The 11,974-nt window shown below is 71.2% G+C and carries 12 protein-coding genes; 7 read left to right on the forward strand and 5 right to left on the reverse strand.

Annotation, left to right across the window (positions count from 1 at the left end; genetic code table 11):
* Positions 1–219 precede the first annotated feature (219 nt).
* The 5 genes from AB0I28_RS33230 to AB0I28_RS33250 all read left to right on the forward strand — a co-directional run bounded on the left by AB0I28_RS33230 (position 220) and on the right by AB0I28_RS33250 (position 3,342).
* Positions 220–1,080: a helix-turn-helix transcriptional regulator gene (locus AB0I28_RS33230; protein WP_357499680.1), complete on the forward strand. Its 861-nt coding sequence runs from the start codon at positions 220–222 to the stop codon at positions 1,078–1,080.
* A complete protein-coding gene (locus AB0I28_RS33235) occupies positions 1,077–1,274 on the forward strand; it encodes a DUF397 domain-containing protein (protein WP_357499681.1) in 198 nt (65 codons plus the stop codon). The genes AB0I28_RS33230 and AB0I28_RS33235 overlap by 4 nt, the downstream gene beginning before the upstream one ends.
* Positions 1,275–1,409: 135 nt before the next feature.
* A complete protein-coding gene (locus tag AB0I28_RS33240; protein WP_357499682.1) occupies positions 1,410–1,952 on the forward strand; it encodes a hypothetical protein in 543 nt (180 codons plus the stop codon).
* 11 nt (positions 1,953–1,963) lie between these two features.
* The gene (locus AB0I28_RS33245; protein ID WP_357499683.1) at positions 1,964–2,773 is read left to right on the forward strand and encodes a MerR family transcriptional regulator; all 810 of its coding nucleotides are present in this window, start codon (positions 1,964–1,966) and stop codon (positions 2,771–2,773) included.
* Positions 2,774–2,814: 41 nt separating this feature from the next.
* The gene (locus AB0I28_RS33250) at positions 2,815–3,342 is read left to right on the forward strand and encodes a hypothetical protein (RefSeq protein ID WP_357499684.1); all 528 of its coding nucleotides are present in this window, start codon (positions 2,815–2,817) and stop codon (positions 3,340–3,342) included.
* 232 nt (positions 3,343–3,574) lie between these two features.
* On the opposite strand, the gene AB0I28_RS33255 is transcribed toward AB0I28_RS33250, so the two are convergent.
* On the reverse strand, positions 3,575–5,386 hold the full coding sequence (locus AB0I28_RS33255) for a S8 family serine peptidase (protein ID WP_357499685.1): 1,812 nt from the start codon (positions 5,384–5,386) through the stop codon (positions 3,575–3,577).
* Between the two features lie 196 nt (positions 5,387–5,582).
* Between AB0I28_RS33255 and AB0I28_RS33260 the strand changes: the two genes are divergently transcribed.
* Positions 5,583–6,362, forward strand: a complete 780-nt coding sequence (locus tag AB0I28_RS33260; protein ID WP_357499686.1) for a hypothetical protein — start codon at positions 5,583–5,585, stop codon at positions 6,360–6,362.
* A 10-nt stretch (positions 6,363–6,372) separates the two neighbouring features.
* Here AB0I28_RS33260 and AB0I28_RS33265 read toward each other — a convergent pair whose 3' ends face one another.
* Positions 6,373–9,087 carry an AAA family ATPase gene (locus tag AB0I28_RS33265; RefSeq protein ID WP_357499687.1) on the reverse strand — a complete coding sequence of 905 codons (2,715 nt, stop codon included), beginning with the start codon at positions 9,085–9,087 and terminating at the stop codon, positions 6,373–6,375.
* Between the two features lie 112 nt (positions 9,088–9,199).
* Between AB0I28_RS33265 and phoU the strand changes: the two genes are divergently transcribed.
* Entirely contained in the window at positions 9,200–9,850 is a 651-nt protein-coding gene (gene phoU, locus AB0I28_RS33270; protein WP_357499688.1) for a phosphate signaling complex protein PhoU, read from the forward strand.
* 359 nt (positions 9,851–10,209) lie between these two features.
* Here phoU and AB0I28_RS33275 read toward each other — a convergent pair whose 3' ends face one another.
* The 3 genes from AB0I28_RS33275 to AB0I28_RS33285 form a co-directional block, all read right to left on the reverse strand.
* On the reverse strand, positions 10,210–10,407 hold the full coding sequence (locus AB0I28_RS33275; RefSeq protein WP_357499689.1) for a hypothetical protein: 198 nt from the start codon (positions 10,405–10,407) through the stop codon (positions 10,210–10,212).
* Between the two features lie 116 nt (positions 10,408–10,523).
* Positions 10,524–11,432 carry a hypothetical protein gene (locus AB0I28_RS33280; protein ID WP_357499690.1) on the reverse strand — a complete coding sequence of 303 codons (909 nt, stop codon included), beginning with the start codon at positions 11,430–11,432 and terminating at the stop codon, positions 10,524–10,526.
* Between the two features lie 17 nt (positions 11,433–11,449).
* Positions 11,450–11,938 carry a hypothetical protein gene (locus AB0I28_RS33285; RefSeq protein WP_357499691.1) on the reverse strand — a complete coding sequence of 163 codons (489 nt, stop codon included), beginning with the start codon at positions 11,936–11,938 and terminating at the stop codon, positions 11,450–11,452.
* Positions 11,939–11,974 lie beyond the last annotated feature (36 nt).

Below are 11,974 nucleotides of genomic sequence, written 5' to 3' on the forward strand. Positions count from 1 at the left end.
GTACACAGGGTGTGGGTCGGTAACCCGCATCGCGGGTTCCTCCGATCTGTTCTGGACCGGGGCGGGGCTGTGGCGACCAACCTTTACCCGCCCCGGTCGATTATCTGGATCACGGCAGCGTCCGCGACCTCGAAAGATCACGGTTAGTGATTGCTGTCGTACTCGCATCGTGACATAGGATGTCAATGAACACAAGCGTCAACACGCATACGAGGTCCGATGTCGAAGAACCAGACCCTGTCTCTGCGATCCCAGTGGCTCGGCGAACGTCTCCGGGCAGCCCGTGTGCGAGCTGGATACACACTCCAGCAGGTCGGTGATTTCCTCAGACTGGAAGGCGCCAGCATCGGTCGCTTTGAGCGCGGTACCCACCCCATCCGGCCGTCTTACGTCCGGGATCTGATCGGCTTCTACGGCATCTCCGACCGCCGTGAACGGGACATCCTTCTGAGGCTCAACGAGGACGCCTGGCGCAAGGACTGGTGGGACGGCGACACCGATGGGCTCGACATGGGCTTCATCGACTACACGTGGCTCGAAGCGCGTGCTCGCAGGATTCGCGCGTTCTCACCGCTGCTCATCCACGGCCTTCTACAGACGGCCGACTACACGAGAGCACTCACTCTGGCGGGACTCGGAACCGAAACGCCGAAGTCCACGGTGGATCGCATGGTCGAAGTCCGCATGACACGCCAGCAGATTCTCACCGGTGACCAGCCTGCCGAACTCTGTGTCATTCTCGAAGAGCTGGCCCTGCGGCGAGCCATCGGAGGCATTGAGATCCACCGTGCCCAACTTGAGCACCTGTTGGTGCTGGAAGCGCTGGAGCACATCGAGATCCGAGTTCTGCCGCCTACTCTGAGCTGGCATCCCGGCTTGGAGGGGCCGTTCAGCTGTTTCGAACTGCCCGATCCCTATCCGAACGTCGCCTACTTCGAAGCCTTGCTCGGCCGGACTTTCATCGAAGCCGAGGCCAAGGTTCAGCGCTTCCAACGCGCGTACGATGACCTGTACCGCCTGGCCCTCAGCGCGCGGGAGTCGCGACGGCTCATCAAGACGATCCTTAAGGACGACGAGTGAAGCAGCTCGCCTGGCGCAAGAGCAGCCGCAGTGACAGCAACGCCGGCCAGTGCGTCGAGGTCGCCGGCCTGCCGCACGGCATCGCCGTCCGCGACAGCAAGGACCGATCCGGCCCCGTCCTCGTCTGCGACCCTGCCGCCTGGGCCGGCTTCCTGGCCGGGCTGGCCGGGCCGGCCGAGCCCACCGCCCAGTAGCCCCGGCGCGCTCCAGCCCTCCAGCCCTCCAGCCCCACCCTTCCCACGGCCCCCATCCCTCCCCGCCGAAATGTGATCCACACCCCCCGCGATCGCCTTGACCCTCACGCAACGTGAGGCCGCACGGTTGACGGCATGAGCGATTTCTTCAACGCGTTCGAGATGGGCCCCACGTCCGAGCGGGGACCGAAGGCCGTCGCGCCGGAGGTGTTCCGCGGCATCTACGCGATGCCCGTCTTCGTCTCGGTCCCCACGACCGACCTGGCGGCCTCGACGGACTTCTGGCTGCGCGCCTTCGGCTTCGTCGAGCTCTTCAGCATCCCCGGCCAGGTGGTCCACCTGCGCCGCTGGACCTACCAGGACGTCCTGCTCGTCCCTGCCCCGTCCGGCACCGAGGCGCCCGAACCACAAGCGGCCCCCGCCCCCGCGATGAGCGTGAGCTTCCTGTGCGTCCTCAGCGAGCTCGACTCCATCGTCGAAGCCTCCTCGGAACTCGCCCCCGGCCGGGTGACCGGCCCTCGGGACACGCCGTGGCGCACTCGCGACGTCGAGGTGATCACCCCGGAGGGCGCGCGGGTCGTGATGACCGCACCGCTGGAGTTCGACCCCGACAGCCAGGAGGCGCGCGACCTCGCCGAGGCCGGCGTCTTCGCCCCGGAACCCGAGAAGGGGGAGTGACAATGGTCTTCATGGCCGAACGCGCGCACGACATCCGCGACGGCGTCACCGTCGGCGAGGCCGCCGAGATGGTCGGCGTCACCGTCCGCACGCTCCACCACTGGGACGAGATCTCCCTGGCCTCCCCGTCGGCGCGCACCCCCGTCGGCTACCGCCAGTACACCGACGCCGACCTTCAGCGCCTCGACCGCATCGTCGCCTACCGGGAGGCCGGTCTGGGCCTCGACGCGGTCCGCGAGGTCCTCGACGACGCCACGACCGAGATCGGCGCGACCCTGCGGGAGCAGCGCGCGCAGCTCGCCGAGCGCATCCAGGACCTTCAGCGCCTCGACGAGCGCCTCGAAAGGATGACCGAGGCCCACGAGCGGGGGATCCTGCTCGACGACGAGTCGCAGACGGAGATCTTCGGCGACGACTGGGACGCGCCCCGATCCCGGCAGGCGCGTGCGGTGTGGGGGAATTCCCCTCAGTGGGCGCAGTTCGCCGAGCGGTCCGCCAACCGCTCGAAGGAGCAGTGGCGGGCGCTGTCGGCGGCGATGTCGGCCGTGCAGGTCGATCTGGGCGACGCCGTCGAACGCGGTCTCGCCCCGGGCGGCGCGCAGGCCAACGCGCTCGTCGAACGCCACCGCGAGGTGTTCTCCAACTTCTTCCCGCTCACCCGCCAGATGCAGGTCTGCCTGGGCAGGATGTTCGAGTCCGACCCCGGCTTCGCCGCCCACTACAACGGCATCCGAGCCGGGCTGACCACCTGGTTCCGGCAGGCCATCGACGAGAACGCTCGCGCTCACGGGATCGACCCCGACACCGCCACTTGGCGCTGACCGAACACCCCGCGACTCGGGAACGTGCAAGGATTCCCCGCATGGACCACGACCAGACCCCCGGCGGCGTCGCGTTCGTCCGGGACGATCACGCCCAGTTCTTCTACACCATCCCCGACGGCTGGCACCGCGTCACCGAGGAGACCGGCGGCTCCGGCCCGACCAGCGCGATCGCGAGCACCGACGCCGACGACCCCGACGAGCAGCGCAAGGCCTCGGTCCTCGCCGGCGTCATGCGCGACCTTCCGGGCGGCTCCGACGACCTGGCGCAGGCCGCGCTCTTCCTGGCTCGCGGCTGGGCGCAGCTGTCGGACTCCAAGGCCAACGCGGTCTACTCCGAGGAGACCTCGCGCTCCTTCACCATCGACGGGCATCCGGCCGCGACGGCCTCCCTGCGCGCCGACTTCCCCGAGAGCGACTCGGGATCCCTCTACCTGCGGATGACGATCGTCGAGGTCGTCGAGACCTACTTCTCCTACCTCGCCGGCACCGCGCATCCCGAGGCGGTCGACCTTCGCGCGGCGATCGACGGCGTGCACCAGGACCTCATCGTGGTCATGGGCAGCTGAACCCGGCACGCGCTTCCCTCGCCGCCCGCCCCGCACGAACGAACGGATGCCCCGCGACCCCTCTCCGGTCGCGGGACATCCGGTCCTTCCGGATCCGCGGGTCGCCATCCTCTCGACGGCCGATGCCCCTCGGCCGCCCAGATCACGCGGATCCCGTCGCGGCGATCCCTCGCCGCCGTTGGTACCGGAGGACGTCCAGGACGCCTCCACCAGGCGCCCTCCGGGGCTTTGGTCAGTTCAGGGTCGCGGTCTTGCTGACCGAGTGCTTGGCGCCCTGGTTGTCGGTCACGGTCAGGGTGATGAGGTAGCTGCCGGCCCGCAGGTAGCGGTGGCTCGGCATGACACCGGTCCCGCTCGTCCCGTCCCCGAAGGTCCAGGCGTACGAGACGATCGAGCCGCCTGCGTCGCTCGACGCCGAGGCGTCGAGGTAGCACTGGTAGCCGTAGTAGGTGCCGTGGAAGTAGCACTGGCCGGTGAAGGAGGCGACGGGCGGCGTGTTGCCGCCGGTCGTGCCGACGGTCAGCGAGTAGGTCGCGGTGCGGGTGACCTCACCGGTTCCGTTGACGGTGACCGAGTACGAGCCCTGCGCGGCCGAGGCCGAGACGCTCAGCGTGAGGGTCGACGACCCTCCACTGGTGACGGACGTGGGGCTGAACGACGCCGTGACGCCCGACGGGAGGCCGCTGGCCGACAGTGCCACGTTCTGCGCGCTGCCGTTGGTGGTCTGCGTCGAGACGGTCGTGGTCGTCGACGAACCGGGCTGGACGTTTCCCGAAGACGGGCTCAGCGCGATGCTGAAGTCGTTGTCCCCGGGGGGATCGCCGCCGCCGATGAAGCCGGTGTAGAGGAGCACGTTCGGCGAGCCCGAGCCGGGCGAGGTCACCTTGTTCTTGGTTCCGTTGTCCACGAGGGCGTTGCGGACCTGGGCCGGGGTGGCCGAGGGGTTCGCGCCGAGGTAGAGCGCGGCCGCGCCGGCGACGTGCGGTGCCGCCATCGAGGTGCCGCTCATGGTCTGGGAGCCGCCGCTGTTCGAGGTCGACACGATGTTCGTGCCGGGCGCGAAGATGTCGAGGCAGGTTCCGTAGTTGCTGAAGGTGCTGCGGGAGTCGTTGTTGGCGGTCGCGCCGACGGTGATCGCCTCGGGAACCCGCGCGGGGGTGAAGTTGCAGGCGTTGGTGTTGTCGTTGCCCGCGGCCAGCGAGTACTGGACACCGGCGGCGATCGAGCGCTTGACGGCGTTCTCCAGCGTGCTGTTGGTGCCCGAGCCGCCCAGGCTCATGTTGACCACGGCCGGCTTGGCGGCGTTGGCGGTCACCCAGTCGATGCCCGAGACGATGCCGTCCCAGGCGCCCGAGCCCTGGCAGTCGAGGACGCGCACCGAGACGAGCTTGGCCTTCTTGGCCAGGCCGTAGGTGGTGCTGCCGACGGTGCCGGCGACGTGGGTGCCGTGCCCCTGGCAGTCGGAGGCGTCGTTGTCGTTGTCCACATAGTCCGGACCGCTCACCGCGCGGCCGCCGAAGTCACTGTGGTTGAAGCGGATCCCGGTGTCCAGGACGTAGACGGTCACGCCCTGACCGCCGTTGTCGGGGTAGGCGTACTTCTGGTTCAGCGGCAGGTTCGCCTGGTCGACGCGGTCCTGCCCCCAGCTCGGCGGGTTGTTCTGCTCTCCGGCGATGCGCGCCGTGCGCACCGGCTCCACGTAGGAGACCGCCGGGTCGGCCGCCAGCCGCTTCGCCTCGCCCTCGGCCATCTCGACCGAGAAGCCCTTGATCGTCGCGTGGTAGGTGTACCGCACGTTCCCGCCGTACCGCGACGCCAGACCGTCCGCTTTGGACTCGACGCTCGCGGCGCGGCCCTCGACGGCGTTGTCCTTGAGCACGACCATGTAGCGGTCGGCGATCGCGTCCGGCCCGCCCGCGTTGCGGATCTCGCCGGTGGCGTCGGCGGCGGCCGCCATCCCGTAGGAACCGAGCAGCAGGGCCGCGGTGGACAGGGCGAGAACGCCGGCTCTGGCCGCGCTCCTGCCTAAGGTGTTGGGCTTCATGGCTTCCCTTCGGGGCGTCCGGCGCGGTGGATGCCGCGCCGGTCAGTGATCACGGGGACACCTTGACGCTATTGATGTTGGGGCCCCGGGGGCTATTGGGGAAAACCCTTGCCGGACAAGTCAAGGGACCGAGGGGTCGGCGCGGGGGCTGCTACATTCGGGCCCCGGCGGAAGGCGGTACGGCATGCTGGTGGCGATGACGAGTGTCGCGGCGGACCGGCCCGGCCGCGTCAACGAGGACTACACCGGAGCCCTCCCGACCGCCGCCGTGCTCGTCGACGGAGCTGGGATCCCCGGCGGGGAAAGGGTCTGCTCGCACGGCGTGGCCTGGTACGCCCATCGCCTCGGCGGCAGCCTGCTGGGCCTGCTGACGCTCGGCGGTGACCTCCCATCGGTGCTCGCCGGAGCGATCGACGAGGTGACCAATGCTCACCGGGGCACCTGCGACGTCGCCGACCCGATCAGCCCGTCGGCGAGCGTCGCGATGCTGCGCGTCCGCGACGGCGTCGCCGAGCACCTGGTGCTCGGGGACTCCTTCGTTCTGCTCGACCGGATCGGCCGGGAGGCGCTCGTCGTCACCGATCCGCGCGAGGTGGTCATCGCCCGGGCCTTCCAGACCCGGCTCGTCGGCGTCCCCGCGGGCGGCGACGAGTACCGGCGGATCATCGGCGAGCTGCGCGCCAACCGCAACCGGCCGGGCGGCTTCTGGCTCGCCAAAGACGATCCCGGCGCGGCCGGCGAGGCGATCACCGGGTCCTGCCCGCCGGCCGAACTGAACTCCGCGACGCTGCTCAGCAACGGCGCCAGCCGGATCGTCGACCGCTTCGGGCTGGTCGACTGGCCGGGACTGCCGGCGCTGCTGGGGTCGGCCGGGCCCGCCGAGATCGTCCGCCTCGTCAGGGATGCCGAGGCGCGCGAGAAAGTCGCCGCCGACGACGCGACGATCGCGCACTGCACCGGCCTCGGCCAGGGCTGAGCCGCGCCGGTCAGCGCGGCTCCGACAGCCGTGCGGCGAGCTGGGCCCGCGAACGCAGCCCGAGTTTGCGGTAGACGCGGGTGAGGGTCGCCTCGACGGTCTTGACACTGACGAACAGCTGCGCGGCGGCCTCGGTGTTGGTGGCGCCGCCGGCGACCAGGGCGGCCAGGCGGGATTCGGCGTCGGTGAGCGCGGCCGCCGAGGAGGGGCCGGTGTTGTCGAGGCGGGCGCGTTCGCCTTCGGTCAGGGCGATCCAGGGCAGGGCGTCGCAGCGTTCGAAGATCGCGGCGGCCTCGGTGAGCAGCGCACGGGCGGCGGCCCGGCGCCTGCGGCGGCGTTCGAGACGGGCCAGCGACAGCAGTGTGCGGCCTTCTTCGAGGGGCAGGCCGAGTTCGGCGAAGCGCCGGCGGGCCCGGTCGAACAGCGTGGCGGCGCCCTCGGGGTCGCCGCTTTCCAGCAGGCACACGGCATCGGCGTGGTCGAGGCCGGGCAGGACGTTGTCGCGGCCGTGGGTCTCGGCGGCCTTGCGGGCGTCGCGGACGAGCGCGGCGGCCTCGCCGATCTCGCCGGTGGCGGCCAGGGCCTCGGCCAGTTCCCGGTGCCATTGCAGGATCGAGGGGTCGGCGATGTCGAAGGCGGCCTCGAAGGCGCGGACCTCGCGCAGTGTCTGCGCCGCCGCGGCGGTCTCGCCGCCGAACAGCTGCACGCGGCCGAGGGCGTAGAGGCAGCGGGAGGTGAACAGCACGTCGTGGTCCTCGTGCGCCGACCGCAGGCCCTGCCGGGCGAAGCTCGCGGCCCGGGCCAGGTCGCCGCCGCCGGTCTCGGCGAGCGCGACGACGTACCAGACGGTCGCGGTGGAGGTGTCGGTGTCGGTGAGGCGCTCGGTGGCCTGGCGGATGTAGTCGAGGGCCAGGGTGCAGCGCCCGGCGCGCAGCTCGACCTCGGCGAGGGTGCGGTAGACGTCGCTGAGGTCCTTGATGTCGCCGCGCCGCTGCGCCAGTGGGAGCAGCGTGAGGTTCCCGCGCCGTGCGGCGTCGAGGTCGTCGTCGAAGAACGCGTGCCGGGACCGCACGAACAGGGCCGAGTCGCGCAGCGCGCCGACCGACGCGTCCGGGTCGAGCGCGGCGGCCCGCTCCAGCAGCTCCTCGGTCTCGGAGCGGCCGAGCGCGCGGCCGAGGCGGGCGGCGGTGGTCAGGCCCTCGATCTCGGCGCCCACGTTCCCGCCGCGCACCGCGAGGCGGTGCGCGGTCGTCGCCTCCTGGAAGGCGCGATGGCTGTCGCCCTCGCAGATGTAGTAGCGCCAGGCCATCCACAGGTGCGCCACCGCCATCAGCGCGGGGTCCTCGGCGGCGGCCTCGGTGAGATCGGCGAACACGTCGTCGATGCTGTCGAGAGCCTGCCCCGCCGACTCGATCACGGCGGTCAGCACGCTGACGCGAAGCGCCGGATCGCCGACGCGGTCGAGGATCAGGGCCGCCGCCCGGCGGGTCAGCTCGACGTCCCCGCCGAGCCCGGCGTCACCGGCGGCGGTCACGAAGCGACGCTGCATCCCGGCCTGGTCGGACCCCGGGGTGAGCTCGGCGGCCAGGAAGGACAGGGCCGCCGCGCGCCTTCGGGCACCGCGCGCCCGCAAGGTGTCGGCGGCGGCGTCGAGTTCGGCCGCCAGATCCGCCGACGGCGTCGACGCCACGTGCGCGCGGTGCCACACGGCCGTCACCGGATCGTCGGCGACCGCCGCGAGCGCGGCATGCACAGTGGACAGTTCGGCCGAGCCGGCCGCCTCCCGCACGGTGTCGCCGACCGCGCCCGAGCTCAGCGCGATCCGCCCGTCCGAGCCGAGCGTCGTCAGTCCCGCGTCGCTGGTCTCGGCGAGGTCCTCGCGCGCGTCGGGACGGCCCGCGCGGGCCAGCAGCGAAAGGCTGGGCACGGCGGCCAGGGCCACGTGCAGAAGCGTCTGGCGCGCGCTCGCGGAGAGGGTGGCGAGCTGCGCCCGGATGGGTCTTCGGGCCGTTTCGGGGATCGGCATGGCCGGATCGCCGCGTCTCCAGCCGCCGAGGGCGCCGCCGAGCCGCACCGCCAGCTGCGGATTGCCGCCGCAGGCGCGAAAGACGCGCCCGGTCAGGCGCGTCGGGATGCCGTGCCCGGCCAGCAGCGCCGAGATCTCGTCGAGATCCCAAGGGGGAACGGCGATCTCGACCGCTCCCGACAGCACCCGCGAGGTGTCGTCGGCCTCGCGTCTGGCCGCGACGAGCCCGACCCGGCCTTCGGGAGCGTGCTGGCGCACGTAGTCGAGGACGTCGGCGCTCTCGTCGTCGACGTCGGCGGCGTTGTCGAGCAGCAGCAGCGCCCGGCCGTCGGCCGCCGAGAGCAGTTCGGTCACCGCCAGCCGCACCGCGAGATGGTCGGTGCCGTCGCCGGGTTCTTGGCGCAGCAGGACCCGCACGGCCGAGCGGCGGGGCGGCGCCAGCGCGTCGACGGCGGCCGTCGGCAGGGCGGACAGTAATTCGGTGATGGTGGCGTAGGGGACCTCGCGGTCGCGCGCGGCCGGGCTCAGCCGCACCACCCGTTCGCCGTTCTCGCCGAGCGCGGCCAGGACCGTGCTCTTCCCGCTGCCCGCCGGGCCGGTGAGCAGCACGGCGCCGGCCTCGTCGATTCCGCGCCGCACGGCGGCGTGGACGTGCGGCCGCGTGACCGTCGCGGCCGTGCGGTGCACTGATCTGACCATCGCACGCTCCCTACGCGGCAATCCTACGTAACGCGCGGTTCATCTGAGGCGTGTGACGTGGAGATCGATCCGCATCGACCGCGCGCGAAGGTGAACATCTAGACTCATGACGATGGTCAGGGACGATTTCCACGAGCGGTTGGCGGCACTCGACGCCAGCCTCGTCAGCATGGCCCGAACGGTCACCGAGATGATGGGCCGTGCCAGCCGTGCGCTCCTGACCAGTGATCCCGAACTCGCGCGGCAGATCGTCGCCACCGACGCACAGGTCAACCAGCTGCGCAACACCGTCGACGACCAGGTCGCCGAGCTGATGCTGCTCCAGCAGCCGATGGCCCGCGACCTGCGGTTCATGCTCGCCGCGATCCGCATCACCGGCGACCTCGAACGCATGGGGGACCTCGCCAAGCACATCGCGAAGATCGCGCTGCTGCGCGCGCCCGCCTCGGCGGTGCCCTCCGAGGCCGCGCCGCTGTTCACCTCGCTGAGCGAGGTGGCCGTGCGGATAGCGACGAAGATGACGCAGATCCTGAGCACCCGCGACCAGCTCGACGCCACCCAGCTGAGCCTGGACGACGACGAGATGGACGCGCTGCACAAGAAGGTCTTCGCCAAGCTGTTCTCCGACTGGCCCTACGGCGTCGAGGCGGCCGTGGACTTCACGCTGCTCGGCCGCTTCTACGAGCGCTACGCCGACCACGCGGTCAACATCGCCCACCAGGTCGTGTACCTGGTGACCGGCGACGTGCAGCTGCGAGACTAGGGCGCGGGAAGCCTTGGCGGGTCGTAGTTCGCGGCCGGGGGCGCTCCGGTGCTGAGATCGCCAGCAGCAGCCCGACGTTCATGCTCGCGCCGAAGGGAATGAAGCGCGCTTCCCGCCACAGTGGAGCCACAATGGCGCCCTCGGCCGCCAGGTCGGCGACGACGCTCAGCACGGCTGCCGCGACGTTGACCGTGAGCAGGCCCGAACCGGCCATGCCCCATCGAGTCGCGTCGATCGGAGGGTGGCTTCGCCGATGGCGGGCGAACGCGAACGCGGCGGCGGCCACCAGGGAACCCACCAGTGCGCCGATGCCCGGGAATGTGGTCTGTACGGGCGGCGGCACGCGCCGGACCCACATGTCAGGGGGGTCCCGTCTCGCAGCTCACGAAACTCACCACGAGCGTTCCCTTCCGTCCGTCCAGTTCGCCGGCGTCGGGACGGCTGACGTCCCAGCCCGCGGCCGCCAGCCTCGACTCGGCCTCGTCGAGTCGCTGGGCGTCGGCCCCCGGAGCCTCCGAACCGTCACCTGGCGCACCGGGCCAGGAGACGCCGCTCATCCGTACACGCGGCGAATCGGGAGGGGCCGCGCGGCCGCTTCGGTGGCGGGAACCGGCATGGAAACCTCCGGGCTGGGTTGTGCCGACACTCTACGAGGGCGTCGTGACGGTGCCGCTCACTCAGCCCTCGTCAGCCGCTGCCGCCACAACGCGACCGCGCTGACCGCGAGCAGCAGCAGCCCGACGTTCATGCTCGCGCCGAAGGGGATGAAGCGCGCTTCCCGCCACAAGGGACCGCCGATCTCGCCCGCGTAGGCGAGCTGGAAGCCCACGCTCATCGCGGCCATGGCGGCGTTGACCGACAGCAGCGCCAGGCCCGCCATGCCCAGGAGGGTGGTGCCGGCCGGCGGGTGGCTTCGGCGGTGGCGGACGAACGCGGCGACGGCGGCGCAGCCCGCGAGGGCGCCGAGGACCGCGCCGGCGGCCACGGACCACGTGTGCACCGGTGGCGGCACCCGGGCGACCTCCATGTCGGGTGTGCTGCCGTCGGAGGCCGTGAAGGACACCACGAGCGTCCCCCGCCGTCCCTCGACGGTGTGGAAGTACGGGCGGCTGACGTCCCATCCGGCGGCGGTGAGCCTTGCTGCGGCCTCGTCGAGCCGGCGGGCGTTGTCCTCCGGCGTCTCGGGGTAGTCGTAGGGTTCGTCGGTGGACTCGACCCAGCCGGGGCGGTCGGGCCAGTACACGCCGGTCGTCTTCTCCATGGTCGCGTCGCCGAACAGGACCTGCACCCAGCCGGGGACGCCCATGATGTCCTCGTGCTCGGTGCGGCTGTCGAGGTTCTCGACCGGTTCCTCGGTCACCCAGCTCTCGTCGGGTTCTCGTTCGTTCCAGACGACCTCGGCGATGGCGAGGACCTCCGCGCGATCCGGGAGGGGCTCGTCGGTCCCGGCGATCCGCGACCCGATCATCGCGCCCAGTGTCGCACCGATGCAGACGGCCATGATCGAGCCGACGATCCGGTCGACGCGGCGGATCGGGACGGGAGGCGCCGACGCGGCCTCTTCGACGGCGGGTGCCGACACGGGAACCTCCAGGTTGGCTAGGTGGAAGAACTCGGCGAAGGAAGCGCTGCCTTCCCCCGTTGTCGCCACAGCACCGCCGCGCTCGCCGCGAGCAGCACCAGACCGACGTTCATGCTCGCGCCGAAGGGGATGAAGCGTGCGCTTCTCCACAGTGGTTCGTCGATGCGGCCGAAATGGAGCAGGTCGGAGTAGACGAGGATCGCGGCGAGGGCGAAGTTGACGCAGAGGGCTGCCGGGCCCCACACGCCCGCTTGGCTGGCGTCCGTCGGCGGGTGGCTCCTGCGATGACGGATGAAGGCGGCCATGGCGGCGGCGCCGGCGAGTGCGCCCAGGAGGGCGCCGGCGCCGATGAGCCAGGTGTGCGAGAGCGGGGGAACGCGCCGGACTTCGAGGTAGGGGGGTGTTCTCGTAGTCGGCGACGAAGTAGACCGAGAGCGTCCCCCGCAGGCGACGGCGGAGAAGCGGTGGAGCGGGACGTGGCGCGGTGGTGCGGCGGTCGTCAGCACGGTACCTCCCTTGCTGTGCCGAGAGTCTACATAGGG

The organism is Phytomonospora sp. NPDC050363 (assembly GCF_040655735.1).
Lineage (GTDB): Bacteria > Actinomycetota > Actinomycetes > Mycobacteriales > Micromonosporaceae > Phytomonospora.